The sequence below is a fragment of the Paenibacillus tengchongensis genome (genome assembly GCF_008973665.1).
GTDB lineage: Bacteria > Bacillota > Bacilli > Paenibacillales > Paenibacillaceae > Paenibacillus_AQ > Paenibacillus_AQ tengchongensis.
The window spans coordinates 64,379-79,860 of sequence record NZ_WACP01000011.1 but is presented as its reverse complement, the minus strand read 5'-3'; the positions used below and the strand labels follow the sequence as shown (position 1 = coordinate 79,860).

Sequence of the window (15,482 nt, the reverse complement as noted above, 5' to 3'; positions counted from 1 at the left end):
TAACCTCCTAAATGTTTATGGGCGTGATTTCCGGGTAAGGACAATCACGCCGTTAAATATGCGCTTAATTAAAATTCCATTACTTTCTTCACGGCTGTAATGATACGTGCAGGAGTCGGAATCCAGGCATCCTCGATTTGGGCGAACGGATACACAGTGTCCGGTCCGGCTACACGCAGCACAGGCGCTTCCAGATGAAGAATGGCCTTCTCGTTGATCTGCGCAATCACTTCGGCGGCTACGCCGGAGCTCTTCTGCGCTTCTTGCACCACAATGGCGCGGTTAGTCTTCTTGACGGAAGCCACAATGGTGTCGATATCGATCGGGCTTACTGTCCGCAGGTCGATAATTTCAGCTTTGATGCCTTCCTTTTCCAGCTGCTCGGCCGCTTTGGTAGCGGTATGTACCATCAGGCCGTAAGCGATGATCGTTACATCCGAACCTTCACGCACTACATTGGCTTTACCGAGTTCAACCGTATATTCACCTTCCGGAACTTCCGTACGGAAAGCATGGTACAGGTTCAAGTGTTCCATGAAGAATACAGGGTCATTGTCGCGGATCGAAGCGATCAGCAGTCCCTTGGCATCGTATGGGTTGGACGGAATCACAACTTTGATCCCCGGGCTTTGTGCAATCAGACCTTCAAGGGAGTCCGTATGCAGCTCAGCTGCTTTGACGCCGCCGCCGAAAGGTGTGCGGAATACGACCGGAGCGTTGTATTTGCCGCCGGAACGGTAGCGCAGACGAGCCGCCTGAATGACGATCTGGTCCAGCGCTTCGTAGATGAAGCCGACGAATTGAATTTCAGCGACCGGGCGGAAGCCTTGTACAGCCAGGCCGAAAGCCAAACCGCCGATAGCCGATTCAGCCAGTGGAGTGTCAAATACGCGGTCTTCGCCAAAATCTTTCTGCAGCCCTTCCGTTACACGGAATACGCCGCCTACAGCACCAACGTCTTCACCGAAGGTCAGAACGTTAGGGTCACGATTAAGTTCGACGCGCAGCGCGTCGCGGATTGCTTCTTTCATGTTCATTTGTGCCATTGCCAGGATCCCCCTTATTCAAAATCGGCTTTTTGCTCTTCCAAATGTTTCGGAGTCGATTCAAACATGCTGTCGATCAGGCCCGAAATCGTCATTTTCTCGGTTTGCTCCGCTTTCTTGATTTGCTCGTTCACAGTCGCCTTCGCTTCTTCCTTCACGCGAGCTGTATCTTCATCGGTCCAGAGACCTTTTTTCTCCAGGTACTTGGCCAGACGGGCAATCGGATCTTTCTCGTTCCACTGTCCTTCTTCTTCCTTCGTACGGTATTTGGACGCGTCGTCGGAAAGGGAATGCGGACGGAAACGGTAAGTTACAGCTTCAATCAGTGTAGCGCCTTCGCCACGGCGGGCACGTTCAGCGGCTTCCTGTACGGCGGAGATTACGGCAAATACGTCCATGCCGTCAACCTTGATCCCCGGAATGCCGACCGCTACCGCTTTATGGGCGATGGATTTCGCTGCCGTCTGCTTCGAGAACGGAGTTGTGATGGCATAGCCGTTGTTTTGAACAAAGAAGATCACCGGCAGTTTGAAGCGTCCGGCAAAGTTCAGGCCTTCGTAGAAGTCACCTTCGGAAGAGCCGCCGTCACCTGTGTAGGTGATCGCTACATTCTGTTGTTTCTTCAATTTAAAGCCCATTGCAATCCCGGTCGCGTGCAGAATCTGCGCGCCGATGATGATCTGCGGCATCAATACGTTGACGCCGTCCGGAATCTGGCCGCCATGCTGATGGCCGCGGGAGTACAGGAAAGCCTGATATAATGGAAGCCCGTGCCATACCAGCTGCGGAATATCGCGGTAGCCCGGGCAAACGAAGTCTTCCTTCTGCAATGCGAACTCACTGCCCACCATCGTTGCTTCCTGGCCGGATACCGGCGCGTAGAAGCCCAGACGTCCTTGGCGGCCAAGGTTAACGGCGCGGTCATCCCAAGTACGGGTAAATACCATACGGTACATGATTTCTTTCAGTTGGTCATCGGTAAGTGCAGGCATCTTGTCCTTGTTGATCACTTCGCCATCAGGGGAAAGGACCGAAAGGGCCTCCACGTCCTCTGTATACACTTCATAAGGAACTTTAGTCATCATCTTCACCTCAATAAAAATATTTGAATATCAGTGGGCTCTGTTATAGAATTATTATACACCTGTTTTATACGATTCGTCAAAGAATTACGCATAAAATTTATGTTCTTTTCTTTTTTGTATATATAACAGGTTTTACAATTCTATATTACAGTTTAATGTTTTTTACTTAAGTAAATGATATTTAACACATCTGCAACCCGGGCACGACAAATGGCGGAAGTATTGACCAAGCAAGAATTACCGCGAAATTCGACAAGAAAGGTGATGATTCAACAATGAGTGAACCTGTTTTTCTGAAACGGACAATTGTGAAACAAACCATCTGGAGCGAGCATTTGCAGGAAGAACGCAAGCTGCGCATTTACCTCCCGCCTGGTTATAATGAAGCTTTAACTTATCCGGTGGTCTATTGCCAGGACGGCGAGGAATTCTTCAACTTCGGGCGGATTGCCACCATCACGGGCCAGCTGATTGAAGAGCGAGGCATCGAACCCTTCATTATAGTGGGCGTTGAAGTGAATGTCCCGGTCCGGACGGAAGAATATGCCCCCTTCGGCAGCCGGTTCCGCCAGTACCTCGCATGCTTTGCCGAAGAGATTATTCCCTATGTAGAGCACAATTATCCGGTCCGGCGCACTCCCGGAGAGCGGATTATCGCCGGCGACTCGCTCGGCGGCAGCGTTTCGCTGCATATTGCGCTGGCCTATCCCGGATTGTTCAGCCGCGTGCTCAGCTTATCCGGCGCCTATTATCCGCAGTCGCGCGAAATCATTGCCCGGGAGGATGATTTATCCTGGCTTGACATCAACATGGTAGTCGGACTGCAGGAGACGGAATACCAGACGGATACGGGTGTCTACGATTTCGTGCAAATGAACCGCGAGACCCGGGACTTGCTGGAGAGCCGCGGCGCCACCGTCTCCTACCGTGAGAAAGACGGCAAACATCTTTGGGGATTTTGGCAAAAAGAGCTCCCGGAATCATTACTCTATTTTTTCGACCGTTGAAACAGGCTTTTCGGCCTAAAAAGTGAACAAAGTTAGAACGAATGTAATGTTCTCTCACTGTTTGCGCTTTCATGTCGAAGCATTACTTACCCGTCTCCATCTACAGGGCACAGTCCTGTCGGGAGCCGGGTAGGCCTGCTAACTCCGCTTATTCCACCTGTTCATGGATGATCCGTTCCAGCAGCACATCGCAGCCGGCATTGATCAGCTCATATACCTGCTCAAAATTCCCGGTGAAATACGGATCAGGCACCTCGCGCAGCTTCTCATGCGGCAGAAGATCCATAAAGAAGAGCAATTCCGCTTCCTCGCCCCCGGCAACCTTGCGGACATTTGCCCCATTAGACTGATCCATGCACACTATGTAATCAAATTGTTCAAAATCACTGCTCCTGACAATCCGGGCAGCCATGTTCTCATAGCTTATCCCGTTCGCATCCAGGATCCGGCGGGTCCCTTCATGCGGCGCCTTACCGATATGCCAGTTCCCTGTACCTGCGGAGTCCACCGTAATTTGCCGGGTAAGCCCCCTCTCAGCGATCTTGTGGCGCAGCACGGCCTCGGCCATCGGCGAGCGGCAAATATTGCCCAGACATACAAACAATACACTGACGATTACTCTCACCTCCTGCCCTCATTTTTCCAAAGTAAGTTTCAATGCAGAAACGTACTATATTTATTTTAGCGTCCGATCACGGATTGTACAACTTTTCGATCTGGATTATACTGGTCAGGGTGACAAACGATACAGATATATAAGGAGGGACTAGCCATGCCTGCAGGCCGTGTTGTCATAGTTGCCGGAGGCCGCCTGTCCGAGGAACTGCTGCGGTATATAGATGAAGAGGATTTCATAATCGGAGCTGACCGGGGCGCTTTGTTCCTGATCAACCACGGAGTTACGCCAGACCTGGCCGTTGGCGATTTCGACTCCATCCCGCCTGAAGCGCTTGGGACGATCCGCGCGGGCAGCCGTGAGATGTTGGCCTGCGATCCCGTCGACAAGGATTTGACTGACAGTGAAATGGCGCTCGACCTGGCGCTGGCCAGACAGCCTGATTCCATTTTGCTTGCCGGGGTCACCGGAACGAGACTGGATCACACGCTCGCGAGCATCCAGATGATGACCCGCGCGCTGCAGCGGCAAGTGAACTGCTCTGCGGTCGACAGCAACAATTATATTACACTGACCGGATCACAGGCACTGGTGCAGGAACGGGGATACACCTATGTATCCTTGCTGCCCATTACTCCCGAGGTGACCGGCATCAACCTGGAGGGCTTTCAGTACCCGCTGGTGAACGCAACGCTCAAGCTGGGTCAATCTCTTGCAGTCAGCAACCGGCTGGAAGGAACTGAGGGCACGGTCAGGATTGAGAGCGGCTTGCTGCTGATCATTCAGAGCAAAGACTAACAGCAGTACATAGCAATTCAAAGACAGGTCTGTAACTTTTGATTCACAACCAAGAAACGTGGAATCCCCTTGTCCGGCAAGGGATTTCCACGTTTTTTTGTGATGTTATTCTACTTAATTATTAATATTTTGTAACTTTTAATGCATTTTTAATAAAACGCTTCCAATTCAACTCCGGCAACGGTTTGAGCTGCCCAGACCATAATTTAGGGAATGAAATACCTGCTATACTACGAATCAGGGCAAGACAAAAGAAAGATAGATACAAACCTGGGAGGTATATACAACATGAAAAAGCAACAATGGTTGAAGCAAGCAATTGTGGTAGGGATGTGCACCACGATCGGTCTGGGCTCGCTGATGGCTACTGGAGCCGGTACGGCCCCCGTTGCTGCCGCATCTGTGAGCGCAACCTCTAAAGCAACCAACATCATTTCCTTCGGCAAAAAATATTTGGGCACTCCATATAAATTCGGTGCATCCACATCGACGACAAGATATTTTGACTGCTCTTCCTTCACTAAATATATTTTCGCCAAATACGGTGTTAAACTGCCCCGTACTTCCGTAGCCCAATCGAAAGTGGGGACTGCGGTATCCAAAGCGAATCTGCGCGTAGGCGATCTGGTCTTCTTCTCAAGCGGCAGCAGAGCGAACGGTAAAAACGTTACCCATGTGGCGGTATATGCCGGCAACGGTAAAATTCTGCACACCTACGGCTCGCCGGGTGTTACCATTTCCAATCTGAACTCCGGAACCTGGAAACGGACTTACCTGAAAGCACGCCGCGTACTGTAATTTCTATTAATTACAACAGGCGATAATTGATGCTGGTAGTGCAGTCAGCATGTGGCGCCGCCCTGCGGCGCCCGCATTACATAACCGGTTCCCCGCACCGTATGAATTAATTTATTCCGGTGCCCCCTGTCCACCTTGGTGCGAATATGTTTAATATAGACATCCACCACATTGGTATCCGCATGAAAATGGTAACCCCACACTTGCCGCAATATCTCGTCCCTGGGACAGACCTGTTCCAGATGGGCGGCGAGATAATAGAGCAAATCGAACTCCTTGGGGGTCAGCGCCAGCTCTATCCCGTCGCGGCTGCACAGCCGCCGGCCGGGGTCCAGCAGCAGACCGTCCACCTTCAGCAGTGCATCCTGGCCGCGGCGCCCGGTCAGCTTCAGCAGGTTCAGCACTCTGCAGCGAAATTCACCGGTATGTACAGGCTTTGCCAAATACTCATTCCCACCCGCTTCAAATACTGCCACGGCGTCCTCTCCGCTCCTGTCTGCTCCGGACAGGATCATCACCGGATAATAGCTCCCTTGCGCCCTGATCTCCGCAATCAGGTTCCATCCCTCCCAAGCGCTGACCTCCGTCAGCTCAGCAAGGAGCAGCACAGGCGTCATGCCGGCCAGCAGCAAGCGCAGATCCTCCAGATCTGCGCTTGCTGCCGTCTGCAGGCCCAATTCCCGGAGCACTCCACGCACCGGCTCTTCCTCCTGAGCGGTGTCCGCACCACTGCCCTCCCTAAACCAGGCTATGACCTCATTCATCTTCGTCCTCCGCAACCTTCAGTGTTGGCCGTTACCCGGTTCCGGGAATACTCGCCTGCCTATAGATTTCCCGCAAAACAAAGCGGCCATTCCAGTGAATGGCCGCTTTGTCCTCATATGCAGTAATTAGAAACTATCCGAAATAACGGTGATAAAAGCTGCGTGCCGCCGCAATATCGCTGGTACCGTGCACCAAAGCCCGTCCATCCGCAAACACGACCATCCGCAGCGCTTCCTCGGTGAAGGAGACCAGATACGGATTACTCTCTACCTTCCCGGCGGCCAGCCGGGAGAGACGCTGCGCCGTCTCTTCCAGATTCAGGTTCTGCCGCCATGCAGGCCGGATCTGTACCGTATCCCGGCCGCAGAGCACGTCGCTGCGCTCCGTATTGGCTGCAGTGAGATACGGGTAGACCGGATGGCTGCCGCAGGAAGGACAATCCGCATTTCTGGCGGCCTTGACGCCGATCTCCTGATGCTCGTTGCGCCAGACATCGAAGCTCAGCAGCTTTCCGCGCAGCTGCTCTCTGCGCCCGCCGAGCAGCTTGAGCGCTTCGGCGGTAACATTGGCGGTTACCAGTTGCACCGCCTGAGGCAGAATACCTGCGGTGTCGCAGGTGTCACCGCCGAGCGGAACCGTGCCAAGCAGGCAATTCAGGCAAGGCGTTTCCCCCGGCAGAATCGTATAGGTGATGCCATAGCTGCCGACGCAAGCCCCGTAAATCCAGGGAATGCGATGCTTCTGGGCGATATCGTTAATGATCAGCCTGGTGTCGAAATTATCCGTTCCGTCAAGAATCAGATCCACGCCGGACACCAGGCTCTCCAGCTCCTCCGCCCGCACATCGGCCACATGGGCTTCAACTGTAATTTCCGAGTTGATCTGCTCCAGCCTTTGCTTGGCGGCTGCCGCTTTCGGCAGGCGCAAGCGGGCATCCTCCTCGGTGTACAGCTGCTGGCGCTGCAGGTTGCTCCATTCCACGTAGTCCCGGTCGGCAATGATCATCCGCCCTACTCCGCAGCGGCCCAAGGTCTCGGCAATTCCCGTGCCGAGCGCACCCGCACCAACAATCAGTACGCAGGCATTCGCCAGACCTGCCTGCCCCTCAGCCCCGAACGGGCTGAAGCGGACCTGGCGTGAATATCTGCCGTCCCTGGCATGGGCAGGCATAGAACCCTCTTGTCTCCGATCCAAATCATTCATTGTGTTAACAGCCCCCTATGCTACAAACCGGGGCAGCGGCGGATACGCGCTGTTCCCGAACATGCTTTCGATATATAAGTATATATTGTATCACACGCAAGCGCTTTGCCGGAATAACAATCTACTTCGAGCCTCTCCTTATGGACAACATAGTGCGCCGCTTGCCCATGGTCCCCGCGAGCATCCGTTCCATCGCTTTCGTCAGACTCCCGTTACCTGCAAAGGGATCTTCTGCCGGCGGCAAGGCAAAGATACGGACGCCGGGCAGCGCCGTTTCAAGGAGCGCTTCCGCACGGTGATCCGCCAGCGGCAAGGCAATCCGCAGGCGGGAGTCCGGCTGAAAGCCGGCCCGCCTCAGCCAGCGCAGCAGGTCTTCCAGCCGCCAGTCAGCGCCGGAGGCGACCAGCACCTGGACATCACAGGCTGCGAATTCCTCCAGTGCACCGCCGTAACCGCCAGTGCCCATATCGAGCACTGTACAGGAATAAGCATCCGGTAAGTTCGCAGCAGTGTTGTCCGCTGCCGGCCTGGACCACAGATCCACGCCTTTTAGGCATAACCGATCCCCTTTCTGCCCGGAAGCCTCCAACAGTCTGTTCATCCGCCTGTATACGGAGCCTTCCGGGCTCCGTTCGACCCATGCCGCCGGGCCGCTGCGCGCCAGGAAGCGGGCGACGGCAAACGAAGTGAACGTAGTGCCGAGCCCGGGGGCAGTTCCCAGCACACCGACCAGAGCCGGCCGGCGTGCTTCTGCAGCGGGCGGCCCGGACGGCCGCTTGCCGGGGCTTATGCCGCTGCCTGAACGCCCGCCTGCATCCGGCGGGATTAAGCCATCCAACGCTTCGAGCGCTGTTCGCACTTCCAGCGCGGATGGATAGCGCTCCTCCGGATGATGCCGCAGCAGCTTACGGATAACCGGAATCAGCTGCCGGGGAAGCCCGCCGGACAACGTTGCTTCCAGACCCGGCTGCCACCCGCTCCGGGCTCCCCCGGAGGCCATATAAAGCATTAGTGCGCCAAGGCCGTACAAATCCGCTGCCGGTCCGCTCTGTCCGCCGCCGTATTGTTCCGGCGCCGCAAAGCCGACAGTACCGAGCTTCACCGTATCGCCTGCACCTTCCTGCTTGAAGCTGCGGGCAATGCCAAAGTCAATCAGCATCAGATGACCGCCTTTCGTCAGCATTACATTACCGGGCTTTAGGTCCCGGTAGATAATGGGCGGACGACGCCCGTGCAAGTAATGGAGCACCTCCAAAAGCGCACAGGTCAGGCGTATAATCTCCTGTACCGGCAGAGGGCCTGTGCAGGATTTGACGTATTCCTCCAAAGTAACACCTTCGATATAATCCATAATCAGATAACAATACCCCTCCGAGTCCGGCGGAAAAAAATCGGTAATCCGCGGTAAATGCGGATGGCTCAGCGTAATCAGCATTTCAGCCTCGGCCTGGACGTCACTGGACAGCAGCGGCTCAGCCCTGCTCTCCTTAATTGCCCAGTGTTTACCCGGCAGCCGCAAATCCTCGGCGAGATAGACCCTGCTCATCCCGCCGGTACCGATCAGCCCTATAATCCGATATCTGTCCCGGAACAAATCGCCTTCTGACAACCGGGTTTGAAATTTAACCATATTAACCTTCACGCCCATTTCTTTATAAATTGCCAAAACAAATAGGGAAAGCCTTCCACGCATGCTGATCTCCAACCGGCATAACGCCGGCGGCTCTCAGTTGCGGGATGCTTTCCCTGTAACCAGTTCATTATTCGGTTCTGCTTAATACTTAATCATATAAAGCGTAATTTCATCGCGGTTATGGAACAGCTGCTTGGCCCGCTGCACCTGCATCCGGTTGTCTTCAAAGAGTGCAATGATCTCCTTGATGACCGCCATCGGCTTCTTGTGCATCAGCTTAACGGTTACCACCGCGGTACCGCCCGGCATCAGGCTGTAGAGCAGACCGCTTACGAGCTTTGCCATCAGCTTCGGGCTCCAGCTCATATCGCAGACCAGCAGGTCAAATTCATTGTCGCGGAACTTGACTTCACCGGCGTTCTTGCGCAGAATCTTCAGCCGCGGATGACTGCGCAGCGATTCATGCATCAGCGCCGGGTCCACTGCCGTTACGCTTAACCCCCGTTCCAGCAGGAACGAGGTCCAACCGCCCGGCGATGCACCGATATCCAGCGCATTCCTGAAGCCGTCGAACGGGATGGCAAATTCCTTCTCCGCCTCCATCAGCTTGAATTTGGCCCGCGAGATCTGCCCGTCTTCCTTCCGGAAGCGGATCATGCCGCCGTTCCAATCCGACAGATTGTCCTCCGGCCTGGAAACGCCGGCGTAAAGTGCATCGCCGTCGGCATAGACAGAAACCACCCACGCCGGTTCCTGCACCGTAAAATCAGCGCCCAAACCGGATATCCGTTTCTGGAGCCACTCCCGCAGTTCGCCGGGGCTCTCTGTCCAGAAGGATGCTGTGCCTTTGCGTACATGCAGCGCCACACGCCCGCCGTCAAGCTCCTTGCGGTTGTTCAGGAAAGCCGCCAGACGCTCCAGAGCAGCTGGTTCCCCCAGATCCTGAAACTGTACCGGCTGAATATGCCGCAGGAAGACAGGCGGGTGCTGGCCCAGTACCCGTGACACCTCCCCCGGCTCTGCTTCCAGGGTCGCCAGGAAGATCTCGCCCGGCACAAGCAGGGTGCTCTTTACCGCCCCGAACAGGCGGCGCAGCTCCTCTTGGGCATAGGGCGCAAAGCCGTGATTGGCCGTGCATATAAATCTTGATAACACGCTTGCTTCCGCCGGATCGGGTGTTCCTGCATCCAGCGTATAGGCTTCTTCATTTATCTCGTTCAAATCAGGTGGCCTCCAGCTACGATTTTAATCCAGGGACGCCCGCCATCCCATTCCACTTCCACAGGCACATCAAAGGTTTCGCGGATCATTTCCTTGTTCAGAACCTCCGCCTTTGGTCCGGAACCGGCTAACTTCCCGTCCTTGATCAGCGCCACATGGGTGAACAGCGGAACAATTTCCTCCACATGGTGGGTGACATAGACGACGGAGACATTACGCTGCTTGAGCCGGTTCACTTCGGCCAGCATTTTCTCCCGTTCATACAGGTCCAGGCCCGCGCAAGGCTCATCCATGATCAGCAGCTTCGGCTCCGCCATCAGGCAGCGCGCCAGCATGGCCTTCTTGCGCTCCCCTTGCGACAGCGTTCCGAAGGCATGTTGGGCAAGCTCGCCCAGATTCATGTCCTCCAGCAGCTGCAGTGCCTTCTCTTTCACATCTGCCGGAATTCTCTGATAGAATCTAAGGTAGGCGAAGGCGCCCGTTGCCACAACCTCCCAGACGGGGTCGCTCAAGGACAGCTTCTCCATCAGCGAAGGTCCGATGTACCCGATTTCCTTGCGGACTTCACGCAAATCGCACTCGCCGTATTTATATCCAAGAACCTTGACCGAGCCGCTGCTGGGAAACAGATAGCCGGTCATCATTTCCAGTAGGGTGGTTTTGCCCGAGCCGTTTCTGCCGAGAATTACCCAGTTCTCCCCAGCATTCATCTCCAGCGATACATCATTTAGGATCAGGCTCTGTTCCCTGCGCAGCGTAAGATGCTCCAAAGATATCATTATGAGGTCACACTCCTTATGTAATGCAGCATCTGCTCTACAGAAACCATCCGGTAGTAAATCTTCATGCCGCTACTCCGCACCGCAGGCAACGTCAGTAGTGCCGGCACACTTGTGATCCGGTACCGGTTCACGAGAACAGGCAGCATATTGACATTGGCGGCGGCAAATTCGGCTTCGCCTGCAAGCATATGCTCCGCAATCTCCAGCATGCGCCGAGCAGCCTTGCAGGTCCCGCAAAACGGTGTGTATAGAAACACGGTCAGCGCCTTGCCGTCCTGTTCAATGGCTTCCAGCAGCTGTTGTTCGCTCAGCTCTTTCATAGGCAGCTCTCTGCCAATTGACGCAGCCGTTCGACGGATAATGGACCATGATGCAGCTTCGTCTCCCGCGGAATGGCCGGGTAAAGGATTTCGTACATTTCCCGGCGGCCCCGGCTGCTTGAGGTGTGCAGCGCAATTTCGCGCGGAAAGAGATGTTCCAGCACCATCCGCGCAGCAACCTCCGTCCCGCTAAGGCTTCCCGGACCCATATCGTAATCCAGCGAAAGCACCGCAATCTCGCATTCACGCAGCATCAGAAGGCACTCCTCTACACTCCTCGCCAGCGCGAAGCCGGGCGGCGCTTTCCGGAGATCGTCCATAAACACATTAATCATGTCTCTCCCCGCTTTCAAACCAGCCTCGGACTAGGGCAATTTCCCGGCGGTGGGTACCGTCTGCGCCCTTTCCGGTCTCCAGCACTGCAGCTTTTCCTTGAAAATACGCGGCTGACAGCAGCTCGTGCAGCCCCGCTTCGCCGATCTTGCCTTGTCCGATCCCGGCATGCCTGTCCTTGCGCGAGCCGAACGGATACAGTGAATCGTTCAGATGGACGGCAACGAGATGCTTCCAGTACCCCAGCTCCCGGCCGCGTTCCAGGAACCGGTCAGTCTCCCGGGGATCCCAAACTCCTGCAGCAAAGGCATGGCAGGTGTCGAGGCAAAAGCCGATTCCTTCCGGATACCTGCTGAGTTCACGAATCTTCACCAGCTCCTCCAAGGTCCGGCCTTCGCCGCCCTGATGGCCTGCCTGGTTCTCGATCAGCAGCTTTGCTTTGCCGTTCCAGCGGTTCAGCGTCTCATTGATACATTGTATAATATTTTGATAGCCCTGTAACGGCTCAAGTCCGCCAAAATGGCCAAAATGCACCACAATGCCCAGCGAACCGCAAGCTTCGGCGATTTCCAGATCATTGAGCAGTGAAGCTACCATGACCTCCCGCCCTGCCGTCCCGCCTGCTCCGGCAGCCGGATTCGTCGGATACGGCGTATGGGCAATGGAGAGAATCCCTTTCTCCCGGCAGTAAGCGGCGCATGCTCCCGCCTCGCGCAGATCAACCGGCTTCAACTGCAGGCTCCGCGGATTCTTCGGGAAATACTGAAAGCATGCCGCTCCGCTCTCCCAGGCAACACGGGCTGCCCGCCCGTATCCGCCGCGGATGCTGACATGCGCCCCGAATTTGGGGCTATGCGTCATGCTGGCAGTCGGGGCAATAGAACACTTTGCGTCCCGACAGCTCGAGCTTTACAATCGTTCCCCCGCCGCGCAGGCACGGCTCGCCTTCGCGGTCATACACCTTGCACTGGTCGTTGTAGGTGCCTGTCACCGTATCTCCCGCCATAAACGGCATTTCCATGTAGCCGCCGATGTCGGTCGCTTCGGTCAGCACCTTGAGCATGCTGTCGTACAGCCGCCGTACCGCTTCCGGCGTAAGATTCTGCACCTGCGCCGTAGGCAGCAGCCGTGCCTCAAAAGCGATCTCATCGGCATAGCAGTTGCCGATGCCGGCCATCACCTGCTGATTGACCAGCAGGCTCTTCAGCGCCCCGCGCCGCCCCTTCAGGAGTGCGGCGAACCGCTCCGCGTTCATGCGCCGGTCCAGCAGCTCCGGTCCCAGCTTGCCCATGGCCGCTTCGCTTTCTTTGACCGACAGCAGATGCAAATAACCGAGGCGCAGCCCCATAAAGTACAAAGTACGGTTGCCAAAGACCAGCTCTACCTGCGTGCTGCGGTCCGGCCGCTCTTCTTCCGGGCCGTAGTACAGGATTCCGCCCAGCATCAGATGCAGCAGCAGACGGCGTCCATCATGCAAATGAAACAGCAGATGCTTGGCCCGCCGCTCCACGTAAACCACCCGGGCCCCGACCAGAGCCTTGACGAAGGCTTCTGTATCCATATTGATCGTCTTCTCCCGGTTTACAGTAACCCCCGTTATCGGGACATTTATTATATGCTGGCTGAGCAGCCTGCGGTAATTCTCCATTTCCGGCAATTCCGGCATATCGACATCAACTTCCCTTCAAAGATAGGTAAAGAACACGCTTTTGCCATTATACACCGAGCATCGTCATAAGTTCAGCTAAATCGGTATAAATTTCATCCGGCACAGCGCCGGTAACCGTCCGGTAGTGCTCGTAGTTCTCTTTCGTCGTCAGACCCGTCAGCACGAGAATTGTCCGGCAGCCTGCATTCATCCCGGCGGAAATATCGGTACGCATATTGTCGCCGACAACGATGGCCTCTCCCGGAGTAATCCCCAGTACAGAAGCAGCATAGGTAATCAGCGGCGTCTGCGGCTTGCCGATGACCACCGGTGATACTCCGCTGGCCGCTTCAATGGCCGCCCCGAGCGTGCCCGCACCGGGCATCACTCCATCGTCCGAGGGAAGCATCAGGTCCGGGTTGGTAAGCACGAATTTGGCCCCTTCGCGAATCCAGCGGGATGCCCGGGCCAAAGATTCATAATTAAAGGTACGGTCGATTCCCTGCACCACATACTGGGGTGCCTCATCCACCAGAACCAGGCCTGCAGCGGCACATGCCTGACGCAGTCCTTCTTCTCCAAGTATCGCCACTCTCGCCCCCGGCAATTCTTCAGCGATATAGCGCGCCGCAGCCAGTGAGGAGGTACAGACTTCTCCGGGATCGGCGGCAATGCCCATGCTCCGCAGATGGGCGGCAACGCCTTCTGGTGTCCGTGAAGAGTTGTTGGTTACGAATAGAAAGGGAATCTCCGCACGGCGGAGTCCCTCGATCAACCGGTCCGAGCCGGGAATCATCACCCCGCCGTGGAACAGAGTTCCATCCAGATCAATCAGCAGTCCCTTGATTTCTTCCATTGCTAACGGTTCACCTCAGCCCGGTAAATATAGTTTATGACATTAATCTTTAATAGGATTAAACCATTTAGTTATCCTGATAACTGCATGCTATAAGCAACACTTTTATTGGTTTTAATTTTGTACAACTTGCTGCTTTAACCATTCCAAGTTCAACGCCTTTCGCCCTATTCAGTGATTAGCTCATCCACGGTGCGGCCTTCATTTTTGCCGCAGCCTTTCGGCATTATCTCCAGACGTTCGTGCAGTTGAGACTAAATAAAGTTTAAATTTTAATAAATAAAGTCGAACGGTAGCGAACGCCAGCCCTCCGGCGTTTATTTTGACAGCACCCTGTCATTTCCTGCGCTTTCCCGGAAAATAATTACGGCCGCAAGCTCATTTCCCAGCCTGTTTCGCTTGTCCCTTACCTCCTCCGGAACACAGGGAAACTGCGGAATTCTTCTGCCAACTGTGTGTTCGGGAAGACCGCCTGTGCCTCTTCCAGCAGCGGCGCCAAATCATCCGGGGTGATATATCTGGAGCTGAAGTGAGTCAGCAGCAATCCCCGGGCCCCCGCTTCTCTGGCCAGCTCAGCCGCCTGCCGGGCGGTACTGTGATGGTACTGGCGGGCCATCTCGGCCAGCTCATGAGCGAAGGTCGCCTCATGCAGCAGCAGGTCCGCATCCTGCGCCAGCGGCAAAGCCCCTTTGCAGGGCCGGGTATCGCCGAGTATGGTGACAATCCGTCCCCGTTTCGGTTCATTGACGACGGAGGCGGCGGAGATGAGCAGTCCATCGTCGGTAAGCACATCTTCCCCTCTCTTCAATCGTCCATACAGCGGACCGGGCTTTAGTCCATAGCTAAGCAGCAGCTCTGTATTCAGACTTCCCGGGCTGTCTTTCTCTGTGACCCGGTAACCGTAGCTGTCCACCCGGTGGTCCAGCAGCCCGGCTTCAACTTTAAAGCCGTCATCCTCAAAGATAAGGCCGCCGCTGTGCTCTACGATGTCCAGCTTGTACGGAATCCGCGACTGGCTGACCGAAAGCGAGATGTCCAGAAATGCCTTGAGGCCCGGCGGCCCGTAAATAGTTAGCGGAGCAGTTCCGCCCTGATATCCGCGGCTGGACAGCATTCCGGGCAGGCCGAATAAATGGTCGCCATGCAGATGGGTGATAAACAGCTTTTCCAGCTTGCCCAGCCGAAGCGGAGAGCGCAATACCTGATGCTGTGTGCCTTCGCCGCAATCGAACATCCAGAAGCTGCGCCGCTCTTCCGGCAGCCGCAGGGCTATGGAAGTTACATTGCGCTGCAGCGTCGGAACTCCCGCATTGGTGCCTAAGAAATATAGGTCCACCCTAACCCCTCCTTTCCTTATAAATAACGAATTAA

At 55.3% G+C, this 15,482-nt stretch carries 17 protein-coding genes; 3 read left to right on the top strand and 14 right to left on the bottom strand.

Annotated features, from left to right (window positions below; all coding sequences use genetic code 11):
* Positions 1-68: 68 nt before the first annotated feature.
* Positions 69-1,046, bottom strand: a complete 978-nt coding sequence (locus F1381_RS18430; protein WP_151736309.1) for an alpha-ketoacid dehydrogenase subunit beta — start codon at positions 1,044-1,046, stop codon at positions 69-71.
* Positions 1,047-1,060: 14 nt separating this feature from the next.
* Positions 1,061-2,128, bottom strand: a complete 1,068-nt coding sequence (pdhA, locus tag F1381_RS18425) for a pyruvate dehydrogenase (acetyl-transferring) E1 component subunit alpha (protein ID WP_151736469.1) — start codon at positions 2,126-2,128, stop codon at positions 1,061-1,063.
* A 278-nt stretch (positions 2,129-2,406) separates the two neighbouring features.
* Between pdhA and F1381_RS18420 the strand changes: the two genes are divergently transcribed.
* Positions 2,407-3,138 carry an alpha/beta hydrolase gene (locus F1381_RS18420; RefSeq protein ID WP_151736308.1) on the top strand — a complete coding sequence of 244 codons (732 nt, stop codon included), beginning with the start codon at positions 2,407-2,409 and terminating at the stop codon, positions 3,136-3,138.
* Positions 3,139-3,286: 148 nt separating this feature from the next.
* Here F1381_RS18420 and F1381_RS18415 read toward each other — a convergent pair whose 3' ends face one another.
* Positions 3,287-3,754, bottom strand: coding sequence for a low molecular weight protein-tyrosine-phosphatase (locus F1381_RS18415; RefSeq protein ID WP_151736468.1), 468 nt, complete (start codon positions 3,752-3,754; stop codon positions 3,287-3,289).
* A 156-nt stretch (positions 3,755-3,910) separates the two neighbouring features.
* On the opposite strand from F1381_RS18415, the gene F1381_RS18410 reads away from it, so the two are divergent.
* Both F1381_RS18410 and F1381_RS18405 read left to right on the top strand, forming a co-directional pair.
* Positions 3,911-4,552 carry a thiamine diphosphokinase gene (locus tag F1381_RS18410; protein WP_151736307.1) on the top strand — a complete coding sequence of 214 codons (642 nt, stop codon included), beginning with the start codon at positions 3,911-3,913 and terminating at the stop codon, positions 4,550-4,552.
* Positions 4,553-4,840: 288 nt separating this feature from the next.
* Positions 4,841-5,350 carry a C40 family peptidase gene (locus tag F1381_RS18405; RefSeq protein WP_151736306.1) on the top strand — a complete coding sequence of 170 codons (510 nt, stop codon included), beginning with the start codon at positions 4,841-4,843 and terminating at the stop codon, positions 5,348-5,350.
* A gap of 44 nt (positions 5,351-5,394) precedes the next feature.
* Here the strand turns inward: F1381_RS18405 and F1381_RS18400 are convergent, their stop codons facing one another.
* The 11 genes from F1381_RS18400 to rnz form a co-directional block, all read right to left on the bottom strand.
* Complete coding sequence (locus F1381_RS18400) at positions 5,395-6,114, bottom strand: response regulator transcription factor (protein WP_151736305.1); 720 nt, start codon at positions 6,112-6,114, stop codon at positions 5,395-5,397.
* Positions 6,115-6,247: 133 nt separating this feature from the next.
* On the bottom strand, positions 6,248-7,318 hold the full coding sequence (locus tag F1381_RS18395; protein WP_151736304.1) for a ThiF family adenylyltransferase: 1,071 nt from the start codon (positions 7,316-7,318) through the stop codon (positions 6,248-6,250).
* 121 nt (positions 7,319-7,439) lie between these two features.
* Positions 7,440-8,948, bottom strand: coding sequence for a serine/threonine protein kinase (locus F1381_RS18390; protein WP_187355441.1), 1,509 nt, complete (start codon positions 8,946-8,948; stop codon positions 7,440-7,442).
* 144 nt (positions 8,949-9,092) lie between these two features.
* Entirely contained in the window at positions 9,093-10,142 is a 1,050-nt protein-coding gene (locus F1381_RS18385) for an SAM-dependent methyltransferase (protein WP_151736467.1), read from the bottom strand.
* 26 nt (positions 10,143-10,168) lie between these two features.
* Positions 10,169-10,951: an ABC transporter ATP-binding protein gene (locus tag F1381_RS18380; protein WP_151736302.1), complete on the bottom strand. Its 783-nt coding sequence runs from the start codon at positions 10,949-10,951 to the stop codon at positions 10,169-10,171.
* Positions 10,951-11,274: a thioredoxin family protein gene (locus F1381_RS18375; RefSeq protein ID WP_151736301.1), complete on the bottom strand. Its 324-nt coding sequence runs from the start codon at positions 11,272-11,274 to the stop codon at positions 10,951-10,953. Before F1381_RS18375 ends, F1381_RS18380 begins: the two co-directional genes overlap by 1 nt.
* On the bottom strand, positions 11,271-11,609 hold the full coding sequence (locus tag F1381_RS18370; protein ID WP_151736300.1) for a cyclic-phosphate processing receiver domain-containing protein: 339 nt from the start codon (positions 11,607-11,609) through the stop codon (positions 11,271-11,273). The genes F1381_RS18375 and F1381_RS18370 overlap by 4 nt, the downstream gene beginning before the upstream one ends.
* A complete protein-coding gene (locus F1381_RS18365) occupies positions 11,602-12,468 on the bottom strand; it encodes a deoxyribonuclease IV (RefSeq protein WP_151736299.1) in 867 nt (288 codons plus the stop codon). The genes F1381_RS18370 and F1381_RS18365 overlap by 8 nt, the downstream gene beginning before the upstream one ends.
* Entirely contained in the window at positions 12,458-13,273 is an 816-nt protein-coding gene (locus F1381_RS18360; protein ID WP_151736298.1) for an Fpg/Nei family DNA glycosylase, read from the bottom strand. Before F1381_RS18360 ends, F1381_RS18365 begins: the two co-directional genes overlap by 11 nt.
* Positions 13,274-13,322: 49 nt before the next feature.
* A complete protein-coding gene (locus F1381_RS18355; protein WP_151736297.1) occupies positions 13,323-14,111 on the bottom strand; it encodes a TIGR01457 family HAD-type hydrolase in 789 nt (262 codons plus the stop codon).
* Between the two features lie 406 nt (positions 14,112-14,517).
* Positions 14,518-15,447, bottom strand: a complete 930-nt coding sequence (rnz, locus tag F1381_RS18350) for a ribonuclease Z (RefSeq protein ID WP_151736296.1) — start codon at positions 15,445-15,447, stop codon at positions 14,518-14,520.
* Positions 15,448-15,482 lie beyond the last annotated feature (35 nt).